20 protein-coding genes are annotated in these 21,984 nt (G+C 70.5%); 8 read left to right on the top strand and 12 right to left on the bottom strand.

Annotated features, from left to right (window positions below; translation table 11 throughout):
• Positions 1-89 precede the first annotated feature (89 nt).
• Complete coding sequence (locus ACQP0P_RS47435) at positions 90-734, bottom strand: GNAT family N-acetyltransferase (RefSeq protein ID WP_433369742.1); 645 nt, start codon at positions 732-734, stop codon at positions 90-92.
• Positions 735-906: 172 nt separating this feature from the next.
• The gene (locus ACQP0P_RS47430; RefSeq protein WP_433369739.1) at positions 907-2,187 is read right to left on the bottom strand and encodes a pyridoxal phosphate-dependent aminotransferase; all 1,281 of its coding nucleotides are present in this window, start codon (positions 2,185-2,187) and stop codon (positions 907-909) included.
• 99 nt (positions 2,188-2,286) lie between these two features.
• On the opposite strand from ACQP0P_RS47430, the gene ACQP0P_RS47425 reads away from it, so the two are divergent.
• From ACQP0P_RS47425 to ACQP0P_RS47415, 3 genes are read left to right on the top strand one after another with little or no spacing between them, the layout of a single operon-like run.
• Positions 2,287-3,222: a LysR family transcriptional regulator gene (locus tag ACQP0P_RS47425; protein ID WP_433369736.1), complete on the top strand. Its 936-nt coding sequence runs from the start codon at positions 2,287-2,289 to the stop codon at positions 3,220-3,222.
• Between the two features lie 47 nt (positions 3,223-3,269).
• On the top strand, positions 3,270-3,938 hold the full coding sequence (locus ACQP0P_RS47420) for a ribonuclease HII (protein ID WP_433369733.1): 669 nt from the start codon (positions 3,270-3,272) through the stop codon (positions 3,936-3,938).
• 26 nt (positions 3,939-3,964) lie between these two features.
• Positions 3,965-4,999, top strand: coding sequence for an LLM class flavin-dependent oxidoreductase (locus tag ACQP0P_RS47415; RefSeq protein WP_433369730.1), 1,035 nt, complete (start codon positions 3,965-3,967; stop codon positions 4,997-4,999).
• A 9-nt stretch (positions 5,000-5,008) separates the two neighbouring features.
• Here ACQP0P_RS47415 and ACQP0P_RS47410 read toward each other — a convergent pair whose 3' ends face one another.
• A complete protein-coding gene (locus ACQP0P_RS47410) occupies positions 5,009-5,395 on the bottom strand; it encodes an SCO5389 family protein (RefSeq protein ID WP_433369727.1) in 387 nt (128 codons plus the stop codon).
• Between the two features lie 63 nt (positions 5,396-5,458).
• Positions 5,459-6,424 carry an ATP-binding protein gene (locus ACQP0P_RS47405; RefSeq protein WP_433369724.1) on the bottom strand — a complete coding sequence of 322 codons (966 nt, stop codon included), beginning with the start codon at positions 6,422-6,424 and terminating at the stop codon, positions 5,459-5,461.
• A 385-nt stretch (positions 6,425-6,809) separates the two neighbouring features.
• On the opposite strand from ACQP0P_RS47405, the gene ACQP0P_RS47400 reads away from it, so the two are divergent.
• Positions 6,810-8,687, top strand: a complete 1,878-nt coding sequence (locus ACQP0P_RS47400) for a hypothetical protein (protein ID WP_433369721.1) — start codon at positions 6,810-6,812, stop codon at positions 8,685-8,687.
• A 98-nt stretch (positions 8,688-8,785) separates the two neighbouring features.
• Here the strand turns inward: ACQP0P_RS47400 and ACQP0P_RS47395 are convergent, their stop codons facing one another.
• A complete protein-coding gene (locus ACQP0P_RS47395) occupies positions 8,786-9,346 on the bottom strand; it encodes a hypothetical protein (RefSeq protein ID WP_433369718.1) in 561 nt (186 codons plus the stop codon).
• Positions 9,347-9,465: 119 nt separating this feature from the next.
• The gene (locus ACQP0P_RS47390; RefSeq protein WP_433369714.1) at positions 9,466-10,857 is read right to left on the bottom strand and encodes an LCP family protein; all 1,392 of its coding nucleotides are present in this window, start codon (positions 10,855-10,857) and stop codon (positions 9,466-9,468) included.
• Positions 10,858-11,084: 227 nt separating this feature from the next.
• On the opposite strand from ACQP0P_RS47390, the gene ACQP0P_RS47385 reads away from it, so the two are divergent.
• Positions 11,085-11,993, top strand: coding sequence for a hypothetical protein (locus ACQP0P_RS47385; RefSeq protein ID WP_433369711.1), 909 nt, complete (start codon positions 11,085-11,087; stop codon positions 11,991-11,993).
• Here ACQP0P_RS47385 and ACQP0P_RS47380 read toward each other — a convergent pair.
• From ACQP0P_RS47380 to ACQP0P_RS47360, 5 genes are read right to left on the bottom strand one after another with little or no spacing between them, the layout of a single operon-like run.
• Positions 11,948-12,928: an NAD-dependent epimerase/dehydratase family protein gene (locus ACQP0P_RS47380; protein ID WP_433369708.1), complete on the bottom strand. Its 981-nt coding sequence runs from the start codon at positions 12,926-12,928 to the stop codon at positions 11,948-11,950. The genes ACQP0P_RS47385 and ACQP0P_RS47380 overlap by 46 nt on opposite strands.
• On the bottom strand, positions 12,921-14,435 hold the full coding sequence (locus ACQP0P_RS47375) for a class I adenylate-forming enzyme family protein (protein WP_433369706.1): 1,515 nt from the start codon (positions 14,433-14,435) through the stop codon (positions 12,921-12,923). The genes ACQP0P_RS47380 and ACQP0P_RS47375 overlap by 8 nt, the downstream gene beginning before the upstream one ends.
• Positions 14,432-15,553: a cytochrome P450 gene (locus tag ACQP0P_RS47370; RefSeq protein WP_433369703.1), complete on the bottom strand. Its 1,122-nt coding sequence runs from the start codon at positions 15,551-15,553 to the stop codon at positions 14,432-14,434. Before ACQP0P_RS47370 ends, ACQP0P_RS47375 begins: the two co-directional genes overlap by 4 nt.
• The gene (locus ACQP0P_RS47365; protein WP_433369700.1) at positions 15,550-16,281 is read right to left on the bottom strand and encodes a glycosyltransferase; all 732 of its coding nucleotides are present in this window, start codon (positions 16,279-16,281) and stop codon (positions 15,550-15,552) included. Before ACQP0P_RS47365 ends, ACQP0P_RS47370 begins: the two co-directional genes overlap by 4 nt.
• The gene (locus tag ACQP0P_RS47360) at positions 16,281-17,240 is read right to left on the bottom strand and encodes a 3-oxoacyl-ACP synthase III family protein (RefSeq protein ID WP_433369698.1); all 960 of its coding nucleotides are present in this window, start codon (positions 17,238-17,240) and stop codon (positions 16,281-16,283) included. The genes ACQP0P_RS47365 and ACQP0P_RS47360 overlap by 1 nt, the downstream gene beginning before the upstream one ends.
• A 156-nt stretch (positions 17,241-17,396) precedes the next feature.
• Between ACQP0P_RS47360 and ACQP0P_RS47355 the strand changes: the two genes are divergently transcribed.
• The 3 genes from ACQP0P_RS47355 to ACQP0P_RS47345 all read left to right on the top strand — a co-directional run bounded on the left by ACQP0P_RS47355 (position 17,397) and on the right by ACQP0P_RS47345 (position 20,860).
• Entirely contained in the window at positions 17,397-18,836 is a 1,440-nt protein-coding gene (locus tag ACQP0P_RS47355; protein ID WP_433369696.1) for an MFS transporter, read from the top strand.
• Between the two features lie 90 nt (positions 18,837-18,926).
• Positions 18,927-19,307: an ArsR/SmtB family transcription factor gene (locus ACQP0P_RS47350; protein ID WP_433369694.1), complete on the top strand. Its 381-nt coding sequence runs from the start codon at positions 18,927-18,929 to the stop codon at positions 19,305-19,307.
• Positions 19,308-19,435: 128 nt separating this feature from the next.
• A complete protein-coding gene (locus tag ACQP0P_RS47345; RefSeq protein WP_433369691.1) occupies positions 19,436-20,860 on the top strand; it encodes an ABC transporter substrate-binding protein in 1,425 nt (474 codons plus the stop codon).
• Here ACQP0P_RS47345 and ACQP0P_RS47340 read toward each other — a convergent pair.
• Positions 20,846-21,841 (bottom strand): GlxA family transcriptional regulator, encoded by a 996-nt coding sequence (locus ACQP0P_RS47340; RefSeq protein WP_433369688.1) that lies wholly within the window; start codon positions 21,839-21,841, stop codon positions 20,846-20,848. The two genes, ACQP0P_RS47345 and ACQP0P_RS47340, sit on opposite strands and share 15 nt — an antisense overlap.
• Between the last annotated feature and the right edge of the window lie 143 nt (positions 21,842-21,984).

Raw genomic sequence — 21,984 nt, 5'->3', positions numbered from 1 at the left:
CATTAAGTAGTTAAAGTGAGCTTTGACCGTTATATGGCTTTTGTCGGTTTATTTGGTTCTCCTTGCGTTACCCCTTGTTCAGGGGCGTCTCACGCGGCCTCGAACAGGCCCATCCGCGCGCGCAGCCGTTCTCGGACGATCGGCCATTCGTCGCTCAGGATCGAGTAGTACGCGGTATCTCGGACCGTGTCGTCGGCGCCTCGGCTCTCCGCCCGCCGCACACCGTCGAGGTGCGCGCCGAGGGCTTCGATGGCGGCCCGGGATTGTACGTTCCGTATGTCGGCCTTGAGGGTTATGCGGTGGACCTGCCAGGTCTCGAAGGCGAGGGAGAGCATCAGGTACTTGCTCTCGCGGTTGGCACCGGTTCCCTGCGCGGAGGCGGAGAGCCAGGTGTAACCGATGTCCGCCACGGACGGGACATCGCCCACCGCCCCACGAGTGCCCGGAGGCCAGGGCATGGGGCCCTGCCAGTACTCCAGGTTCATGAGACGGGTGGCACCGACCACACGGTCGGTGTGAAGCCACCGGATGGCGAAGGGCATCGTGCGGCCCTCCGCCTGCTCAGCCAGAGTGGCCTCCACGTAGGAGACCATCTCGTCCCGGCCATTGGGGACGCGAGTGAAGCCGTAGGTAGAGCGGTCTTCACTCGCCGCGGCGACGAGGTCGTCGACGACCGCGAGGCTGAGCGGTTCCAGGCGCACGAGGCGCCCGGACAGGGTGACAGAAGCGGGCATGAGCACATAATGAGGGCTCTTTCCCCTGCCTGATGCCAAACGACACGAGACATCTTGGCGAGCATCGTGGGAAGCGCCGCCCTCAGGGCTCTCCGCGGTAAGAAAGACCAGGCCAGAGCCGCTAAATCCGCCCTTGGAACGCGCGTCGCCGACGCGGGGCCGCGATGCGATCTCACCCCGTCGCGGGGGCCGCGACGAGCGGGGCGGGTACCTGCGGGCGGGGTGGCCGCCGGGTGGCGCGCAGGTCGGCCAACGCCTCGCTCAACTGGTCCAGCGAGGCCGAGATCCAGGGCAGTTCCAGGGGGTCGGGAGCACCGAGCGCGGCCAGCCGGCGCCGCGTCGTCTCGCCGTACAGGAGGCTGGTCGCCACCCGCGCCCGCAGGGCCGCCGGGTCGTCGCCGAAGACGTGGCCGGGAAGCACCCCGACGCCGTGCCGGTCGAGCAGATACGCCGACAGGTCGGCGGAGGACGCGAAGTCCAGCCCGGTGAAGTCGGGATAGAGGTAGAAGCCGCCCTGCGGCGCGTCCACCCTTACGCCCGCGCGGACGAGGCGCTCGTGCACCGCCCGCACCACCGCGCCGTGCAGCCTGCGGCTCTCGCCGATCCGCTCGACGAGCTCCGGCGGTTCGGTGTACGCGTACGCCGCCGCCTGCTGGACGGGTGCGGCCGGGCTGGACCAGATCTCGCTCGCGATCGCCAGCAGCCGGTCACGCAGCCCCGCGGACGGGAGCCGGGCCACCCCGATCCGCCAGCCGCCCAGGGCCAGGCTCTTGCTGAGCCCGCTGGTGATCACGGTCCGCTCGGGGGCCACGTCGGCGGGGCTGAGAAAGCCGGTGGCCGGGGAGTGGACCAGGTCGCGGTAGATCTCGTCGGAAATGATGGTGAGGTCGAGCTCGCGGGCGACCTCGGCGATCCGCCGGATCGTGGCCGCCCCGGCCAGCGTGCCGCTGGGGTTGTCGGGCAGTGTGACCAGCAGCGAACGCACGTCGCGCCCCTGGGCGCGGGCGTGCGTGACCGCCGCCGCCACGCGCTCGGGGTCGGGCACCCCACCCTCGCCGTCGGGCGTGGGAACGAGCAGGGAACGCGCCCCGACCAGGTCGGCCTGGGCGGTGTAGCTGACCCAGCTCGGCATCGGCAGCACGATGTCGCCGCCGATCGCCAGCAGCAGGCCGTACAGCAGAGGTTTGCTCCCGGGGCCGCAGACCACCAGTTCCGGGTCGGTGGGCAGACCCCGCCGCGACCAGTAACCGGAGGCCGCCTCGCGCAGCACCGGCGCGCCGGCGACGGGCCCGTACCCGTTGTGCTCGGACGCCGCGGCCAGCCGCTCGCGCAGAGCCGGATGAACGGGCAGCCCCGCCTCTCCGAAGGCCAGATGCAGCACGCGCTCCCCGGCGAGCCGTCTTCGCTCGATGTCCTCGTTGGCCGCCAGGGTGGCGGAAAGGGTGACGTTCATCGTGGGGTTCCCTTCCTCGTTGCGGAACGTTCCCAACCCTGATGAGGTAGGGGCGTAAGGACAAGCTTCGGTTCTCGCGGGTGGGCATAAGGAAAGCTGATGCTTGATTTGCGGAGACTCGCGCTGATCTGCGAATTCGCCCGCCGGGGTAGCATCGCCGCCACCGCGGCATCCCTGGGTTACAGCCCCTCGGCGGTCTCCCAGCAACTGGCCGCGCTGGAGCGCCAGGCCGGGACCGCACTGATCGACAGAACCGCCAGGAGCGCGGAGCTGACCGACGCGGGGCGCCGCCTGGTCGAGCACGCCGAGCGCATCCTGGCCCTGGTGGAGAGCGCCGAGTCCGACCTGTCGGCCCAGGCCGTCACCCCGGCGGGACGGGTCACCGTGACCGCCTTCCCCACCGCCGCGGTGGCCTTCGCGCCCGCACTGACCAGGACGCTCCGCCGGCACGGCGAGATCACCCTGCGGATGGGGCAGGGGCGCTCGGGGCGCGGGATGCGCGAGGTGCAGTCGGGTGAGGTGGACATCGCCCTGATCGACGACTGGTACGGCGGCATACGCGAACCGGACACCATGCGGATCTTCCCGCTGCTGCGCGATCCGCTGGTGCTCGTGGTGCCGCGCACGCACCGGCTCGCCTCCCCCGACATCCCCGTCGACCTGCGCGAGCTGAGGGAGGAGCCCTGGATGGCCACCCCGGACGGCGAGCCCTCCCGGCTGGCGGTGGACCGGCTGATGGCCGACGTCGGCGGCCATCGGCCGGTGCCCTGGGAGTTCGAGGGACTGAGCACGATCATCGGTCTGGTCGCCAAGGGCATCGGCATCGCGGCCGTTCCCGCCCTGGCGCTGGCCGCGGGGGTCCGGGGCATCGTCGTCCGCCGGCTGCCCGGCCCGCCGGTCGGCCGGACCGTCCACGCCGTCGCCCGATCCTCCAGCGTTCACCGCCCTGCCGTCTCCGTCACCCTCAGGGCCGTCCACGTCGCCGCCAGGCTCCTCGCCGCCGACCTGGAGGCGGTCGAGCCCGTGCCCAGATGACGGTGGACCGGGAGGCGGTCGTGCTCCCCTGCCGGTAACGTCGGCGCATGCCTCCCTCCTACGCGCTAGAGCGATTGCTGAACGACGGCGGTGCCAAGCTGGTCGCCGGGGTGGACGAGGTCGGGCGCGGGGCCTGGGCGGGCCCGGTGGCGGTCTGCGCCGTGGTCACCGACCTGTCGGAACCGCCCGCCGGCCTCACCGACTCCAAACTGCTCACCCCCGCCCGCCGCGCCGCCATGGTCTCCGAGATCACCGCCTGGGCGGCCGGTATCGGGTACGGCGAGGCGTCCCACGAGGAGATCGACGCGCTCGGGATGACCGAGGCCCTGCGCAGGGCGGCCAGGAGGGCGCTGGCCGGGCTTCCCGTCCGGCCCGACGTGGTCGTGCTGGACGGCAAGCACGACTATCTGGGCGCGCCCTGGCCGGTCCGGTGCGAGGTCAAGGGCGACCTGTCCTGTGTCTCCGTGGCCGCGGCCTCCGTGATCGCAAAGGTTCGCAGGGACACCTACATGACCTCGCTGGGCTTCTCCGAGTACGGGTTCGCCGAGAACGCGGGCTACCCCTCGCCGGTTCACCAGGCGGCCCTGGCCGAGCTCGGCCCGACGGAGCACCACCGCCTGTCCTGGTCGTACCTGGACGATCTGCCCCGCTGGCGCCACCTCAAGAGGCACCGCAACCCACTGGCCGGTGAGGGCCAGCTCGACCTCTTCGGCTAGCGGCGGACATCGGACATCATCGAAGAGTGCGAATCGGAGTCTTCCTGGTCGCGGCGGGATTTCCCGGCCGGCAACCGGGAGAGGTGCTGCGCGACACTGTGGACGCGGTCGTGGCCGCGGAGGAGGCGGGATTCGATGACGCGTGGATCGCCGAGCACCACTTCATGTCGTACGGCGTCTGCCCGTCGGCGGCGACGCTGGCCGGTGTGGCGCTGGGGCGCACCGCCAGGATCAGGGTCGGGACGGCGGTGAGCGTCCTGTCCACCCGGCATCCGGTGGATCTGGCCGAGCAGGCGGCGATCCTCGACCAGGTCTCCGGGGGCCGGTTCGCCCTGGGGGTGGGCAGGGGCGGACCGTGGGTGGACCTGGAGGTGTTCGGCACGGGCCTGGCAAGGTTCGAGCGCGGCTTCCGCGAGTCGCTCGACCTGCTGTGCGAGGCGCTCTCGCGTGACACGCTCTCCGCGAGCGGGGAGTTCTTCACCTTCAGGCAGGTGCCGATGGTGCCGACGGCCCGGATCAGGCCGATCGTCGCGTGCACCTCTCCCGCGACCGTGCTGATCGCAGCCGAGCGCGGGCTGCCGATGCTGCTGGGCATGCACGTCGGGGATCGGGAGAAGGCTGCCATGATCCGCGACTACGGTGCGCTGGCGGCCGGCCCGCTGTCACCGCCCGGTCATGTCGCGGCGGCCGTGGGCTATGTGGCCGACACGACGGATCAGGCCGTGCGGGAGATGCGGAAGGCCATGCCGCGCTGGCTGGAGCCGGGTCTCGCGGGATACGTACCGGTGGACGGGCGGGCGCGGCCGGCGCGCGACATCGGGGAGTACGTGGACTTCCTCTGCGGGACGCATCCGGTCGGCTCGCCCGATCTCTGCGTGGCGCGGATCGAGCGGACCGCCGAGGTCACCGGCCTGCGGCACCTGATCCTCATGGTGGAGGGTACGGGCGAGAGCGCCCGCACCCTTGAGAACATCAGGCGGTTGGGAGCCGAGGTGCTGCCCAGGCTCTCCGGCCGTGCCCGCCGGGTGCGGCGGGCACGGGGCAGGAAGGCCTCGGGATGAGGCCGCCCGTCAGCAGTCGACGAGCTCGGGCGTCTGGTTGAGGATCTGAGACCTGGCGGTGATGAAGTCCGCGTGGGCCCCGGTGGCGGCCGGGTCGAAGACCGCGACCCGGTGGCAGTTCTGGAAGGCCAGCCGCACCCCGAAGTGCCGCTCCAGGGCGCCACGCATGGCGTCGCTGGCGAGCGCGCGCAGGAGCTGGCCGCGGGCGGCCTCGTCCGGCGGCGGCACGGTGTTGTCGGCGAATTCGGCACCGGTATGTTCACGCTGTTTGACCAGGTCGCTGATCAGCGACCAGGCGTAGGGCAGTGAGTCTCTGACGCAGGTGACAAAAACCGCGTCGTCCACCTCACCGGTCCTGGCCTGGTCGAGAAGATCGTTCGAAACGGTCAGCGACATACTGCGTTCTCCTCTCGGAAGGGGATCAATCAGACACTAGGTCGGGCGTGGTGATCGCTCCATCTAGCCGGAGAGCGACACTCGCGTGGGCCCGAAGACGAAGTCGGGGTCGATCTGGGCCGCCAGATCCTCACCCGTGGCCCTGTTCGCCCAGGCCTCGGCATTGCGGAGGTGGAACCGCACGGCCTGGCGGCCGAAGCGGTCCCAGTCCTTCTCCTGGGCGTCGAGATGGTCGAGGAGCGTGCCCAAGGCCCGGGAGTTGGCCACCTCGAGGTCGGAGAGGGTGAAGGGGCGGCCCTGCTCCATCGCGCGGATCGCCGCGGAGTGCTCCAGGCAGACGAGCAGGTCGTCGCCGACCTGCTCGCGCAGGAACGACACGTCCCCAGGGCCATGGACCTTGTTGCCCACCACCGCGATCGGCACGCCGTAGTCGGCGGCGTAGTCACGGTACTGCCGGTAGACGCTCACGCCCTGACGGGTCGGCTCGGCCACCAGGAAGGTCATGTCGAAGCGGGTGAACAGCCCCGAGGCGAATGAGTCGGCCCCGGCCGTCATGTCGACCACGACGTACTCACCCGCGCCGTCGAGCAGATGGTTGAGATACAGCTCCACGGCGCCGACCTTGGAGTGGTAGCACGCCACTCCCAGGTCATCCTCGCTGAACGGCCCGGTGACCATCAGCAGGGGCCCCTCGGGTGCGGCGGCGGCGAATCCGCCGTGGACCGGGTCGTTCCGCTCGTCGAGGCGGAGCAGTCGTGAGCCGCGCCCCGGCGGGGTGGTCTTGACCATCGCCGAGGCCGAGGAGATGCGGGGGTTGTCACCTCGCAGGTACTCCTTGATCTCGGTCAGGTGCGAGCCCATCGGTCTTGGCAACGCGCCATCGACCACTCCCAGCGCCATGCCCAGGTGCTGGTTGATGTCGGCGTCGACGGCCACGACGGGACCGCCCCGGCTCGCTGTGTATCTCGAGAACAGCGCCGACAGAGTCGTCTTGCCGCTGCCGCCCTTGCCGACGAATGCCACCCTCACGACGACGATCCAATCTGATTATGAAAATCATTACAACTCCTGTGGGGGGACCATCATGCCACGGAAGGCGAGGGCGTGTGACGTGTATCACCGAGCGGTCTGGGAGGGTGTCCGCGCTGCGAACACGGATGAAAGTGGTCTCTCATGACAAGTACGGATGTGGGGTCTGAGGGAAAACACCTGCCATGTCATGACCGGTGCTGAAGATCCGCGGTTACCGCTTCGCTCCCTCCTGTACTGACTCGGCGACGGCCTTGGGTGCGGGTAGGACAGATGTTTGCCATCGACTCCGGTGAGACCCCGGCCGCCCGGGTATCCCACCCCGAGTCGGTTGATCTTGAGCCCCCCGGCGGGATCGTGGACAAGGGGTCAGCAAGGGGCTTTGGTGATAGGTACCGATACCCGGTCACGTCGCGTTTCCGAGCGGCGAGCCGACGGATTCGCCGCGTGGGGGGTCGCGCTCGCGATGCTCGCGACGCCGTTGGTCGTCTCCGCCCCGCCCCAGACCGGGACGGAGACGCCGCCGTCCCCGCCGGCCACGGTGAGATCGGAGGCCGGCGAGAGAGCCCTGTCCGCTCCGGTGGAGGCGGCGGAGGCGGTGGCCGGGGCCGGCAAGACGGTCTCGACTGTTCTCGCCAAGTCCGGTGGGAGGTCCTTGCCCGCTCCAGTGGAGGCGGGGGTCGAGATCACCAAGACGACCTCGCCCGTCCTCGCCAGGCCCGGGCAGAAGATCACCTACACCGTCGAACTGCGCAACACCGGTGACGACGACCGGCCGGACTTCACCTTCACCGACGACCTGTCGGGCGTGCTCGACGACGCGGACTTCGACCACGACGAGTCGGCCACCTCGGGCACGGTCTCCTTCGCCGAGTCCAGGGTGACCTGGTCGGGGGACGTGGCCGCCGGTCGGACGGTGACGGTCAGCTACGGAGTCACGGTGAACGATCCTCCGGCGGGGGACCTGCGGCTCTCCGGCGAACTGGTCGGTGGCGAGGGTTCCAACTGCGAGGCCGGTTCCACCGATCCCGCCTGCGGCAACCTCGACGCGCCCGGCCTGCCGCTGCTGTACGTCCTGATGACCGCGGACCGGGAGACGGTCGATCCCGGCGAGGTGGTCGCGTACACGGTCACCGTGGGCAATGTCGGCACCGCCGCCTATCAGGGGGCCGCGCTCACCGGGGAACTCTCCCGGGTGCTCGACGACGCGATCTACAACGGCGACGCGCGGGCCACGGATGGAACCGTCTCGTACGGCGCGTCGAAGCTGGCCTGGACCGGTGACATCCCGGCGGGCGAGACGGTCACGATCACCTACAGCGTGACCGTGAACACCCCCGACACCGGGGACCGGGTGCTGGACGGCGCCGTCCAGGCTCGCGGGGGCGGGACGAACTGCCCCGGACCGGCGCCGGGACCGGCCAGGCTCGGTGAGCCCGTTCCCGGGGCGAGCCTCGGCTGTGCGCAGCGGGTCGCGGTGGAGGGTGTGACGATCAGCAGGACGCTCGCGCCGGAGGAGCCCGAGGCGGGTGACACCGTGACCTACACGATCACGGTCACCAACCCGGGGCGGATCGCGTACCCCGGAGCCCGTCTCACGGACGATCTGTCGGGGGTGCTCGACGACGCGGTGTTCGGCGATGTGGAGGCATCCTCGGGCACCGTCAGCTACGCCGAGCCGGTGCTCGACTGGCGGGGTGACATTCCGGCGGAGTCCGCGGTGACGATCACCTACCGCGTCACGGTGGCCGACCCTCCCCCGGGCGACTCCGTGCTGCGCGACGAGGTGGTGGGCGTGAGGCCCGAGTCCAACTGCTCCGCGGGGTCGACCGATCCCGACTGCGGAACGGAGCCGGTGAGGGTGGCACCGGCACCGGCACCGGCACCGGCATTGGAGGCCGGCCCCGGCCCGGAACCGGGGGCCGTCACCGATCATGTACCGGAGTCGACACCGGTCCCCGGCCGGGAACCGGTGTCGCCGCCCGGTTCCGATCTGGTGCCGATCCCCTCGCCCGTCCGGACCTCGTCGCCCGTCCGGACCCCTTCGTCCGCCCGGGTGCCCGAGTCGTCTCCCGCGCCGTCGCACCGGCCGGGCTGGGAACGGCCCCTGCCGATCCCCTGTCCCGTCGGCGGGCCCTGCGCGGGACCGGGCAGGCCCGCGCTGCCGTTCACGGGCCTGCCGCTCGGACCGGTCCTGGCGGGGCTCCTGCTCCTCGGCCTCGGCCTGGCCCCACGGCTGTGTCGCCGACGCGGGACGCGGTGATGCTCCGTTCCTCAACGGAGGTCGCGAACGCGCGCCCGGGAGGCTGAGGCCGTCAGGACGGTTCCCTGAGGAACGCCGCACCAGGACTCTCGCGCGGGTCAGGCCGGCTGGGCCCGGCGGCGACGGCGACGGAGTAGGAACGCGGTAGTGGCCAGCCCGGCCGCGGCGGCGGAGGCCAGTGAGATCGGCAGGACCCAGTCGGTCGTCTCCGGCGAAGCCACGGTGTTGACGTCCGTGGCGCAGACCAGCACGGGGCCGGCCGCGCTCCTGCGGGCGCAGGCAGTCGTCGCCAGGTCCCGCACCTGCGCCCCCGCGACCGCGCCGACCCGGGCGCTCAGGTGGACGACGGTCTCCTTCCTGGGCAGGACGTTCACGGTCCACGCCACCTTGCCCTGCTCCACGCGGCCTCCGGCGTCGGCCTTCACGAAGGTCATCGACGGCGGCAGGGACTGCACCAGGAGGATCTGCCTCAACCGGGTGGTTCCCTGGTTGCTGATACGGAGCGTGTACGTGCTCTCCGCGCCGGGAGTGGTGTCCCTCGTCCCGTCGTCGAGGGAGATGGAGAGTGAGGGGACCGGATCACCCCAGGCGGGCTGCCATCCGACAGCGGGTACGGCGACCGCGGTGAGCAGGCTCAGACTGGCCAGGCGGCGTTTCATCCTCTTACCTCCATTGTGACTCTAAGTAATCACTCCATAACAGCATTCCGGCCCTCGTGGGCGCTCTCAACGCGCCGGGTGTGTCGCTCATCAGCCGTTACCCGCTGGTCTGCCGCCCGTCAGTCGCAGGCGGAGTCGAGGACGACGGCGCCCGCCCCCGCGCGCTCCCCGGCGTTCCTGCCACGGTTCCCCGTCGGTACGGCGGGCACCGCGGCGTCGGCCCCGGCGGGCGGGGCCGCAAGGGTGGCGGTGACCTCACGCCTGATCAGGTGGTAGTCGGGCGCACCCGTATAGATCAGCGGGGGCACGAACTGGAGGCTCCTGATCCTGGAGTTCTTCACCTTCTCCGAAAGCTCGACCAGGTCGGGCAGCAGCTGCCGTGGTATGTCGGTGGAGATCGCGTCGACGGTGGCGGCGGCCAGCCTCTCGAAGCTCTTGAACACCGTCACCGGGTCGGCCTGCTTGGCGACGGCGTTCAGCAGGCATTTCTGGCGGCTCATCCGTACGTAGTCGTCGCTGAAGGTACGGGACCTGCCGTACCAGAGCGCCTCCTCGCCCGAGAGTCTGCGCCGGCCCGCCTCGATCCGGCCCTCGTTCTGCCTGCCGTACACGATGGGGTCCTTGATGCGGACCCGCACGCCGCCCATCGCATCGACGATTTCCACGAACCCCCTCATGTCAACCATCGCGTAATAGGAGATGTCGAGTCCGAGGATGCCGCCGATCGTCCTTTTCAGCAGCGAGGGGCCGCGGTGTCTCTTGCCCAGCTTCGGGGCCATTTCTGGGTAGTCCTCGGCGTACTGGTAGACCTCGTTGAGCAGGCCCGGTGTGTAGGGCGGCTCGCCTTCGAAGCCGAAGGGAAATCGCTCGTGGGCCGGGCCCGGCGGCATCGGGACTTTCTCCAGATTCCTCGGCAGGCCGAAAAGCACGGTTTCGCCGGTCCGGGTGTCGACGCTGGCCACGGTCATGCTGTCGGTGCGCACGCCGACCCGGTTGGCCGCCGCGTCCGCGCCGACGAGCAGGATGTTGATCCGCTCCATGCCCTTCCACGGGTCCGTCGGTATCGGCGTGACGCTCTCCGCGAACACCGAGGTCACCACGCCCTGGGAGACGTAGGCCAGCCGAGCCACATAGATCATCGGAGCGGTCACCAGCACGCACAGCAGGCCGACGGCGGCGGTTGAGAGGTACTGGGCCGCGGGCGATGACGAGTCCGGCCGCACCAGCAGGTAGGAGTGTATGACCACGGCCACCGCCACGGCGGCCAGCAACATCGCGGCGAGCGCGAAGGCCCAGAGCCAGACGGGCTGTACGGCGAGGGCGAGCAGGGCGGGTCCCGCGGTCAGCACGGCGATCGCGGCGGCTCCGGCGAGGGTCAGCTCGATGCCCATCAGAAAGGCGCCCGTCAGGCGGCGGCCCGCCCAGACATGGGCCAGGCCCCACAGAACGGCCGAGCTCAGTGTCAGCGCCAGACTCGATCCGACGCCTGTCCGTCCCGTGTTATCGGCCATAGCCCTACATCTCCTGTCCGTCACCCCAATACGTCGCAGGTTAGTAACGGTTTCCAGTTGAATGGGCTATGTGGTTGTTCGACGCGCTGAGGGTGGTCGGTCAAGGTTTGTAAACCAGATCGCGCCGTCAGGATGACGCTGACCTCCAAGTTATGGTCAAAAAGGACACGTAATCGATTTTGGCTGGCAAACGCGGGGATTTCCAGGTAAAGCGGTTAGGAGGTCCCGTGCGTAAAATGATCAGCTCGATTTTGATCGCGCTCGGCTGCCTTCTCGCGCCCCTTACCCTCGTCGCGTTCTGGACGGCGAACGAGGTGGCGGACCCCGGCGGCTACCTCAGGAACATGGCACCGCTGGCCCGCCACCCGGACGTACGGGACGCGGTCACCGGTCGCGTCGCCGACGAGATCACCCCGAGGTTGCGCGAGCTGGGTGTCACCGCCGAGGAGGGGCTTGTCCGCAACGCGGTGGGGGATCAGGTCGGCGACGACTTCGTCATCGCCTGGGTGGAGGTCAACAGGCTGGCGCACCGCCGGTTCGTCGCGGTTCTGAGCGCGGATTCCGGCATACCAAGCAGCATCGGCTACGACCTCGCCCCGATGTACGAACTGGTCAAACACCGGCTGCGGAGCGGCGGTCTGGAAGCCGCCTCCCGCCTGCCCAGGACACATCCCGTCGCCGAGGTGCTCCCCGCCTCCGCCGTGGCCAAGATCGACCACATCCATGACAGGCTGATCTCACTGAGGTGGGTCCTGGCGGGTACGTCATCGGCCCTGATCGCCGCCGGAGTCTTCCTGGCCCGCGACCGGTGCACCGCACTGATCGGTGCCGGTATCGGCATGGCCGGGAGCATGTTCACGCTGGCGATCGCCATGTCCGCGCTACGTAACGTCTACCTGCCGAACTCCACCGGCCCCGGCGGCCTGCCGGTCGCCGCCGTGCTCGTGATATTCGACGCGCTGACCGCCTTCCTGAGAAACGGCCTGCGCGTGCTCTTCACACTCGGCCTGCTCATGGCGGGGGTGGTCTTCGTCGCCAGGAACGGGCTCATCCGTTACCTGGCCACCGCCGCCATGTCCGGATCCCGCGCTCACCAGTCGGAGGAGCCGACGAACGACGTCGCCGACGGCCGGTAGCCGAGGCGGGCGCGCGCCGCGGTGATGTCGAGGGTCCGCTCGACGGCCAGGTGGCCCGCGGCGTAGCGCGTCAGCCGGGGCGGGTGTGGGCGTCGGAGCAGCCGGAAGGCGACCTCGGCGACGGCCGCGACGGGGTCGGCCAGCTTCAGCGGCAGATAGTACGGTTCGGCGTCGATGCCGCGCTCCGCGAGGATCGAGCGCAGGGCGTCGTCGAGCATGACGGGTTCGGCGTCGGTCACGTTGAAGACACCGTGGTCGACGGGTCCCGCGGCGGCGAGCAGACAGGCCAGGACCAGGTTGTCCACCGAGGTCAGGCTGATCCGCTGGCGTCCGTCGCCCACCGCGAGAAGCCTGCCACCCCTGACCGCGCCGAGGACCCGGGGAAGCAGCGTGGTGTCCCCCCTGCCGTAGACCGCGTGCGGTCGTAGGATGACCGCCCGCTCCAGACACCTCTCCGCGGCGGCCTTCGAGGCGCCGTAGGCGTTCGCGTACCGCCCGACCGGGGCGGCCTCCTCGGTGGCCATCACGGTCGGCAGGAACGGGTCGTAGACGCTCGCCGTGCTGACGTGCACGAACCTGGCGCCGGGAAAGGCCGCGGCCGCGTTGCGGGTGCCGTCGACATTGGCCGCCCAGATGTCGCGCGCCGGCCCCCAGTCCGTGACGCTCCCGGCACAGTGGATCACCGCGTCCACCTCCCGCGGCTCCGGTCGCTCGCCGAGGAGATCCCACGGTGTGTACGGCGCGTGGCCGACGTGCCCGCCGTTCACTCCGGACCGCCTGCCGAAGGCGAACACCGTCCAGCCCTCCGCCACGGCCGCCCGGCAGACCGCGCCTCCCACGAACCCCGAGGCCCCCGTCACCGCGACCCGCAACGCCCTGCCGCCCGGCCCGGGAGCGGTGCCGGCCCGATGCGGGCGGTTCCGATGCTCAGTCACGGCGGGTGACCAGATCGCGCAGGGCGGCCCGGTCGAGCTTGTCGGCCCGCCCCGAGCGGGGAAAGGCGTCGAGCGGCTCGATCCGGTCGGGCAGGGCAGCCGAGTCCATGATTTCGGGGAGTGCCCCGCGCAGCAGGCCCTCGTCGTAGCCGCCGGTGGGCACGACGGCCAGCACGACCTCCTCGTCCCCGGTTTCGGGGTCGGCGAGTCCGACGATCGCGGCCTCGGCCACCCCGGGCAGCGCCGCGATGCCGGACTCGTACAGGCCCGGATAGATGTTGACGCCGTCGCGGAGGATCATGTCCTTCTTCCGGCCGAGCAGTACCAGCCGGCCGGCGTCGAGCCGGACCAGGTCGCCGGTGGCGATCTCACGCAACGGCTCCTCACCGAGGTAGCACCGCGCGAGGTGGGGCCCCGAGACGAACAGCTCACCGTCCTCGGCGATCCGGACGCCGACACCGGGCAGCGGTGCCCCGAGCAGGTCCCCCTCGGCCTGGGCCAGTTTCTCCCGCGCCGACGCGATGGCGATGGGGAGCGCCTCGGTCATCGCGTAGACGGACAGCACCTCGGGGCCGGCCTCGATCGCGCGCCGGAGCACGCCCGGCGGGGCGGGGGCGGCGCCGAGCAGGAGGTAGCGGAGGGTTCCGGGAAGCCTGGGGGTCTGGCGCAGCAGCCTGTCCAGGTGCACCGGCACGGCGAAGGTGTGGGTGGCCCGCCTCGCGGCCAGCTCGGCGGCGAGGTCCCCGCCTCCGGGCAGTGACCAGGTCGCCCCGGCCAGCAGGGCGGGGAGGCCGAGCATCAGCTGGTCGGTGTGCACGATGTCGCCGGGGCCGAGCGGGAACACGCTTCTGAACATCTCCAGCCCGGTCGCGAGCGACCTTCGGGTGTGCACCACACCTCGCGGGCGCGCCGTGGTCCCGGAGGTGAAGATCACCGCCGCCGGCTGGTCCGGGTCGGATCCGTACGCCCGCCGCCCGGACGGGCCGGACGGGCCGGACGGCGATCGGAGAATCCCCGGCAGTCGCAGCGCACCTCGGGGAACCCCCGGCAGCCACGGGCCGGTGTACAGGTGGCGGACGGGCCGGCCGGGAAGCGGATCGGCGAGGTTCGGCAGGAGCAGGCCGCGGCGGCGGGCCAGGCTCCTGAGCGGGCCGCTCAGCGTGTAGAGCAGGGACTCGCTGATCACCCACGCGGGCCGGGTCGCGGCCATCCGGGCCGCGAGCACGCCGGGCGCCAGCCCGGGGTCCGCGAGGACGAGCGTCCCGCCCGCCGCGACCGCCCCCAGCGCCAGCGTCACCGCGTCCACTCCGGGCCGCACCGCGAACAGCACCCCGTCCCCAGGCCGCATCCCGTCCTCAGGTGACGGTCCGCCCATCGCGTCGCGGACCGCCGACACCCGGCGGGCGAGCTCACCGTAGGTGATCTCGCGGCCTCGGCCGTCGACGATGGCGGTCCGTCCCGGCTCCCGCCCGGCGATGGTCATGATCCCGTTGATGATGTCGTTCACGTGGCACTGACCCACAGGTGCTCGTAGGTGGGAATGAGGACCCCTCTGGCCGCGCGCCGTCGCAGCACGCGTACCCGGTGGGAGAGCAGGACGGAGGCCACCGCCCGGATCTCCGCCAGGGCCAGCGGGTAGCCGATGCAGAAGTGCGGGCCCGCGCCGAACCAGAGCCTGCGCAGCTCGGGCGGGTGGGGGCGGGAGGGATCGAACGGGCCGTACGCCCTGGCGCAGTTGTGGGTGACGATCAGCACCCTGTCACCGGGGCGCACCGCGGCCTTGCCGACGTGCGCGGCGGTGGACACCGAGCGGAGCATCAGCGGGGTCGGCGTGGTGACCCGCATGGCCTCCTCGATGACCTGGTCCAGGTCGTTCACCGGGGTCCGGTGGTCGTGCAGGAGGGCGAAGAGCCGGGGGACGAACGTGGCGACCGTCTCGGTACCGGTCAGGAAGAACGCCCCGGCCGCTCCCCTGGCCTCGGCGGGCGAGAGCCCCTGTGCCCGCATCCGGCCCATCACCGTGGACTCGTCGGCGGCCTCATAGGCGGCCTGCGCGATGTCCCCGATCCGGTCCAGCACCTGCCGGGCGGCCGCCACCTGCCGATCCGACAGCCGCCGCGAGCGGAGCGAGACCATCGAGACGACCCGCTCCCCGTCCGCGAACAGCTCCCTGGCCCGAGTCTCGGAGACCTCGCCCAGCCCGATCACCCGGCAGATCACCGCTCCGGCCATCAGCCGCATGGCGTCCACCAGGTCGACCGCCTCGCCGCGTCCCAGCCGCGCCGAGAGGTCGTCGAGCGGCCCGCGGAGCACGTCGTCCACCAGTGCCGAGACGTACCCGGGGGTGAACAGCGGCATCAGCTTCCTGCGCAGCGCGAGGTGGCCCGCTCCCTCCATGTTGAGCAGCACGGAGGGACCGAGCACGGGCGTCCACAGGTCGCCGGGCGATCCGGGACCGTCCTTGCGGAACCGCTCGTCCATCAGCACGGCCCGCGCGACGGTGGCGTCGTTGACCACCACGCCCAGCCCGGGAACCCGCACCACGGGCCCGAGCCTGGCCAGCAGCCGCAGGAGCGGGTAGGCGAAGGGATGCGCGGCCAGGTAGAGCCGCGTCTCGTGGTTCACCGGACGTCGATCACTTCGGGGCGGTAGTGGTGGTCGGCATACCAGGCGAGGGTGCCCACGAGGCCGTACGCCCTGAGCCTGCGCACGGAGCCGAAGACCACCACGTCGCGGCGCGAGCCGTACCCGGCGGTGAGCATGCGCACCCGGTTGACCAGGGCGCGGTCCTCGTGGACCTCCTCGATCGCGGTCCTGGGGAAGCCGCCCGCGCGGTCGTAGAGCTCCGCGGTGATGGCCAGGGTGGCGCCGGGCATCATCACGTACGGCCCCAGGTAGCGCGGGTCCCTGTTGCCGGGCCGAAAGCGCCCGAAGGCGGCCGCCACCTCCACCACGAACGGGATGAGGTGCCGTTCCCAGAACTTCAGCCGGAACTCGTCGGTCCGGGGGCGCAGCCGGCCGCCGACCATCTCCAGCCCGTCGCCGAAGGCCCGCCGGATGTTGCGCACCCAGTCGGGGCGGGGCAGGCAGTCGGCGTCGGTCCTGGCCAGATGGGTCGCCCCGTGCGCGATGGCGTGGCGCATGCCGGTGTCGGAGGCGGCGCCCGTGCCCTTCCGGGTCTCGACGATCACCTGGACACCGTGCCGCCGGACGATCTCGGCGGTGCCGTCGGTGCTCGCGTTGTCCACCACGAGCAGCGTGAAGTCCCGGTCGTCCTGCTCGGCCAGCGCCCTCAGCGTCGCCTCGACGCCGTGCGCCTCGTTGTAGGCGGGGACGATCACCCAGAGGTCCATCACATCTCCGCCAGGATCACGCCGGTGCTGATCCCGCCGCCCAGCCCGAGCAGCGCCACCCGGTCGCCGGATCGCCAGCCGCCCAGCGCGAGCTGGAGCGGCAGCGTGGTCGAGGCGCAGTTGCCGTGCTCGGGCAGGCTGACCACGAGCCTGTCGGTGGGGATGTCGAGCACCTGGGCCAGAAAGCGCAGGTAGGGCAGCGCCACCTGATGCACCGCCACGATGGCGAAGTCGTCCCAGGTCAGGCCGGTGCGCTTGAGCGCGTTGAGGAAGATGTCCGGGCCGACCGTCTCGAACGCCTCCTTCAACCTGCGCCCGTCGCCGCGGAAGTAGGAGTATTCGGGGTCGCGAGGATGCGCCGAACCGCCTCCCGGCAGGGTGCCGATCGCCCACGCCGTGGAGTCGGCCGCGAAGTCGCGGTAGAAAATGCCACGTTCCATGTCGGCGGCGACCATGACCGCGGCTCCGGTGTCCGACATCGTGTAGCCCGCGAAGGAGTCGACGAACTGCGCGCGGTCCCTGACCCGCCAGCGGATCGCCCGTGAGGGGATCTCGCCCGAGCAGACCAGTACCTTGCGGTGCGCCCCGGACAGGATCAGCGCCTCGGCGATCTGGATCCCGTTGAGCATGCTGTTGCAGGCGTTCTTGATGTCGAACACCGGGCAGGAGAGTCCCAGCTTGGCCGCCACGATGTGCGCGGTGGCGGGCTCGACCATGTCCTGCGAGGCCGATGCGAAGACGAGCAGGTCGACACCTGAGTGGTCGAGGCCGCGGGCCGCCTCGGCGGCCAGGTCCGAGGCCTGCTGGTCATCGCGGGCCACATGGCGCCGTCGGATTCCCGTCAGCCTCTCGACGACGCCTCCGTAGGGCACGTAGCCCTCGATCCGCCGCTCCACATCCGCGCTGGACATGGTCCGTTCCGGCAGATACGTCGCGACGCCCGTGATCCGGGCTTTCATTGATCTCCCTAAACAGGATTAAGTCTCCCCATATCCCCATACTCGCGCAATGTATCGAAAAGATGGAGATTTATCCTGATCGTGCAGCTGAGGACCGGTGAAACGGCGCGCCTCCCACCGGCATAAGCCGGTTATGCGGGGGTAACCGCTCCTGTCGTGAGCGACGTTCAGACGGGGACCGTGACCACGAAGGTCCCCGCGAGGTTGGACCGGCTGCCGTGGTCACGATGGCACTGGATGATCGTCGTCGGCCTCGGCACCGTCTGGATCCTCGACGGCCTCGAAGTGACGATCGTCGGAAACCTCTCCGCCCAGCTGGCCAAGGAGGGCAGCGGCCTGGCGATCACCCAGGCCCAGGTCGCGGGGCAGGCCGCGGCCCTCTACGTGGCCGGGGCGTGTCTCGGGGCGCTGTTCTTCGGCTGGCTCACCGACAGGTTCGGCCGGAAGAAGATGTTCATCATCACGATGGCCGTCTACCTGGTCGCCACCGCCGCGACGGCGTTCTCCTTCTCCGTCTGGTGGTTCTTCCTGTTCCGGTTCCTGACCGGTTTCGGCATCGGCGGCGAGTACGCGGCCGTCAACTCGGCCATCGACGAGCTCATCCCGAGCCGCCATCGCGGCAGGATCGACATCATCATCAACGGCAGCTACTGGCTCGGCGCCGCCGGAGGCGCGCTGCTGACCGTGCCGCTGCTCGACAACCTCCCGCTGAACATCGGCTGGCGTGTCGCCTTCGGGATGGGGGTGGTGCTCGGCCTGGCCATCCTGCTGGTCCGCAGACACGTGCCGGAGAGCCCTCGCTGGCTGTTCATCCACGGCCGCGACCGGGAGGCCGAGAGGCTGGTCGACGAGGTGGAGAAGCGGATCGAGCGCGAGGAGGGCATCCCGCTCGACGAGCCCTCGCGGTCGATGACCATCCACCAGCGCACGTCGATCGGCTTCGGGCGGATCGCGCACACCATGGTCGCCCTCTACCCCAAGCGCACGGTCCTCGGCCTGGCGCTCTTCATCGGTCAGGCGTTCCTCTACAACGCCATCACCTTCGGGTACGCACAGATCCTGTCGACCTTCTTCGGCATCGTCACCCACACCGGCTACTACTTCGCGATCATCGCGGTCGGCAACTTCCTCGGCCCGCTCCTGCTCGGGCGGTTGTTCGACACGGTCGGCCGCATCCCCATGATCTCCGGCACCTACATCGGGTCCGGGGTGCTCCTTTTCGGCACGGCCTGGCTGTTCGACCAGGGGGTGCTGACCGCGATCACGCTCACCGCCTGCTGGTGCGTCGTGCTCTTCTTCGCCTCCGCCGGGGCGAGCGCGGCCTACCTGACGGTCAGCGAGATCTTCCCGATGGAGACCCGGGCCATGGCGATCGCGTTCTTCTACGCGATCGGCACCTTCGCCGGTGGCGTGTCCGGGCCGCTGGTCTTCGCCAACCTGGTCAAGAGCGGCAGGCCCGGTGACACGGCGCTGGCCTTCTGTATCGGCGCGACCCTCATGATCATCGCAGGGCTGGTGGAGCTCTTCCTCGGGGTCAAGGCCGAGGGCAGGGGACTGGAGGACATCGCCCAGCCGCTGAGCGCCAAGCAGGGCTGACCGCCCCACCGGGCTCGCGGGACCCGTCGCCGTCCGGGCGACTTGGTACGATAGTCATTATCATCTGAGTATCTGTTCAGGAGTTCGCCCATGGAAGTCGTCGCCGGCCTGGACGCGTGCGTGACCGTGGAGCCCGACGAGGCCAGGGTCGCGGCGACACGGGATCGCCTTGTCACCCCGGGCGAGGCGGCCCGGCTCGCCGACCTGTTCAGACTGCTGGGCGACCAGACCCGTGCGCAGCTGCTGTACGCGCTGCTCGAGGCCGGTGAGCTGTGCGTCTGTGATCTCGCCGAGACCGTCGAGGTCAGCGACACCGCCGTGTCGCACGCCCTGAGGCTGCTGCGGACGGCGGGCATCGTGGCCAATCGCCGGTCCGGCCGGATGATCTACTACCGTCTCGCCGACGCCCACGTCAGGATGCTCCTCGACCTCAGTCGCGAGCACCTCCGTCACGAGATCGTCGAGGGCTGAGAACCGCCCGTCCGGTTGTCGCCGGGGTTCGCCGCGCGGTTCACGGCAGGATTGAGGGGCGCAGCGGGGTTTTGGCGGCCGTCGTCGCGGCAGAGGAGCACATAAGATCTTTTTTCACGATCTACACCGTGATTGAAGTCGCCGGGCTGAACACCGTCACCCGCACCGTGATCCTTTTGAAGGTATGCATGCGTGGTACAGCTCGCGTGTTCGCCATGACCGCCGCCCTCGCCCTGGGGCTGACCGCCTGCGGCGCCGGCGGGGCGGCCGAAGGCGGGAAACCGGTCGAGCAGTCCGTTTCCAAGCCCACGGAGAAGCCGACCGAGAAGCCGACTGAGAAGCCCGCGGGGCCCGTCACCCTGAAGTACTGGACCTTCTCCCCGCCCGAGGCCGGGCTGAAGGCGGCGCTCGCCGCCTTCGAGGAGGCGAATCCCGGCATCAAGGTCGACCTGCGCACCTTCGGTGAGGCCGACTACCGCAAGCGGCTGCCCAAGGCACTCGACGGCGACGGGGCGCCCGACGTCGTCGGCATCCACATCCCGACCATGACCGGCGCGGTCAAGAACCGGCTCCGTCCGGTCGCCGACTGGAAGGACGAGGTCTCCGGCGACCTGCTCGGGGAACTCGACCCGGTCGCGGTCAAGCAGACGGAGCAGGTCGCCAAGGACGGCACGCTCTACTCGGTCCCGATGGGATCCACCGCCGGCGCGGTCATGTACTACGACGCGGCTCTCCTGTCCGAGCTCGGGGAGTCCTTTCCCAAGACGGTCGCCGATCTCGAATCCATCGTCATGCGGGTCAGGAAGGAGATCCCCGACCTCCAGCCGATCGTTTTCTCCGGCGAGCCGCGCCGGCAGGAGGAACTGCTGTTCACCATCGCCGGCCAGACCCACCCGACCCTCTCCGACGACCTGCTGGCCGGCGGAAAGTCATGGAAGAGCGCCGAGATGGTCTCGGCCCTGACCGCCTATGGGGCGATGTTCGACAGGGGCATGCTGGCGAGGTCCGCGCTGGCCCTCAGGGGCGACGGCCCGGCCGAGCTCTTCCGCTCCGGCAAGGCGCTGTTCCTGGTGGACGGCTCAGGCCAGAGCTCGATGCTGTCCACGTCCTACCGCAGGACCGGCAGGTTCTCCGTCAAGAAGATCGGTGCCGGCCCCTTCCCCACCGTCCTGCCGAACGCCAGGCCGGCCGTCCGTAGCACGGCCGAGGTGGGCCTGGCCGTCCCAAGGAATTCCGGGCACGTGGCCGAGGCGGCCACGCTGATCGAATTCCTGACCGTGGGCGACGGCGTCTCCAGCTGGGCCGGAGACCTGACGATGACCCCCGCGGCCGCGAACTTCAAGGTGGAATCGTCGGTCTTCGCCACCCCGGAGGGTAAGGACGGCTACGCCGCGCTCCAGGAACTCATCCGGGGCGGCGGCTCGCTGAACGTCCCCGACGAGGTGTTCCTGGAGCGCGCGGAGGGCGATGTGATCCTCGATGTCGCCCACGGCAGGATCACCCCGGAGAAGGCGGCGGCCCGCCTGCAGGAGGAGTGGTCACGCAGCCGGTGACGGCTCCGGACCCGGTGCGGTCTCCACGGGCCGGAACGTGCGGCGGTAGGCCAACGGCGAGACGCCGACGACCACCTGCAGGTGCTGGCGGAGCGAGGCCGCGGTGCCGAACCCGGCCCGCAGGGCGATGCCGTCCACCGGCAGGTCGCTGCTCTCCAGGAGCTGCCGGGCCAGCTCCACCCGCTGCAGGGTGAGCCACTGCCCGGGGCTGAGGCCCACCTCGTCGCGGAAGCGCCGGGTGAAGGTACGGCGGCTCATCCGGGCGTGGGCGGCCAGCTCGCTGAGGGGGAGCGGCTTGTGCAGCCGTTCCAGCGCCCAGGCCCTGGTCGCCGCGGTGGTCGTGGCGGTCGGCGCGGGAAGCGGGCGCTCGATGAACTGGGCCTGGCCGCCGTCGCGCCACGGCGGCACGACGCATCGCCTGGCCACCTGGTTGGCCACCTCGGTGCCGTGGTCGCGCCGGACGATGTGCAGGCAGAGGTCGATCCCCGCGGCCGCTCCGGCGGAGGTGAGCACGTCCCCGTCGTCCACGAACAGTACGTCCGGGTTGACCCTGACCCGAGGAAACAGCTTCTGGAAGTGCTCGGTGTGGCTCCAGTGGGTGGTCGCCGGGCGGCCGTCGAGCAGTCCGGCCGCCGCGAGCACGTAGGCGGCGGTGCAGATCGAGACCAGGCGGGTGCCCGGCCGGATGAGCGCGATCGCATCGGCCATGGACCTGGTGAGCCGTCCCTCGGTGGAGACGGGGCCGAGCGCGCGGGTGGCGGGGATCACCACGGTGTCCGCGCCGGCCAGGGCCTCGGCTCCGTGGTCCACCGCGATCGAGAAGTCGGCGTCGGTGCGTACCGGGACGCCGCCGACGGTGCAGGTGAGCACCTCGTAGAGCCGCTCGCCCTCGGGGCTCCTGGCGATACCGAAGATGCGCGGCGGGATGCCCAGCTCGAAGGGGATCACACCGTCCATGGCGAACACGACGACCCTGTGCATGGCCTGATTCTCACATACGGCGGATGCGGGCCATCTTCATCGGAGGGTCACGCCCGGCCCGTGGTCGCCCAGGGTACGGGCCTGGCGGTGGAGACGATCACTCCGCTGCTCAGGCGACTTCCGGGGAAGGGGGCACGGCACGC

Origin of the sequence: Streptosporangium sp. CA-115845, assembly GCF_050943795.1 — a bacterium.
Lineage (GTDB): Bacteria > Actinomycetota > Actinomycetes > Streptosporangiales > Streptosporangiaceae > Streptosporangium.
The sequence above is the reverse complement of the archived record's forward strand: the minus strand, read 5'-3'. Positions and strand labels throughout refer to the sequence as shown.

Coding starts and splice junctions, on each gene's coding strand:
- ACQP0P_RS47435 (WP_433369742.1), bottom strand. CDS start 734: ATGCCCGCTTCTGTCACCCTGTCCGGGCGCCTCGTGCGCCTGGAACCG.
- ACQP0P_RS47340 (WP_433369688.1), bottom strand. CDS start 21,841: ATGCACAGGGTCGTCGTGTTCGCCATGGACGGTGTGATCCCCTTCGAG.
- ACQP0P_RS47350 (WP_433369694.1), top strand. CDS start 18,927: ATGGAAGTCGTCGCCGGCCTGGACGCGTGCGTGACCGTGGAGCCCGAC.
- ACQP0P_RS47420 (WP_433369733.1), top strand. CDS start 3,270: ATGCCTCCCTCCTACGCGCTAGAGCGATTGCTGAACGACGGCGGTGCC.
- ACQP0P_RS47390 (WP_433369714.1), bottom strand. CDS start 10,857: ATGGCCGATAACACGGGACGGACAGGCGTCGGATCGAGTCTGGCGCTG.
- ACQP0P_RS47410 (WP_433369727.1), bottom strand. CDS start 5,395: ATGTCGCTGACCGTTTCGAACGATCTTCTCGACCAGGCCAGGACCGGT.
- ACQP0P_RS47430 (WP_433369739.1), bottom strand. CDS start 2,187: ATGAACGTCACCCTTTCCGCCACCCTGGCGGCCAACGAGGACATCGAG.
- ACQP0P_RS47395 (WP_433369718.1), bottom strand. CDS start 9,346: ATGAAACGCCGCCTGGCCAGTCTGAGCCTGCTCACCGCGGTCGCCGTA.
- ACQP0P_RS47365 (WP_433369700.1), bottom strand. CDS start 16,281: ATGGACCTCTGGGTGATCGTCCCCGCCTACAACGAGGCGCACGGCGTC.
- ACQP0P_RS47425 (WP_433369736.1), top strand. CDS start 2,287: ATGCTTGATTTGCGGAGACTCGCGCTGATCTGCGAATTCGCCCGCCGG.
- ACQP0P_RS47360 (WP_433369698.1), bottom strand. CDS start 17,240: ATGAAAGCCCGGATCACGGGCGTCGCGACGTATCTGCCGGAACGGACC.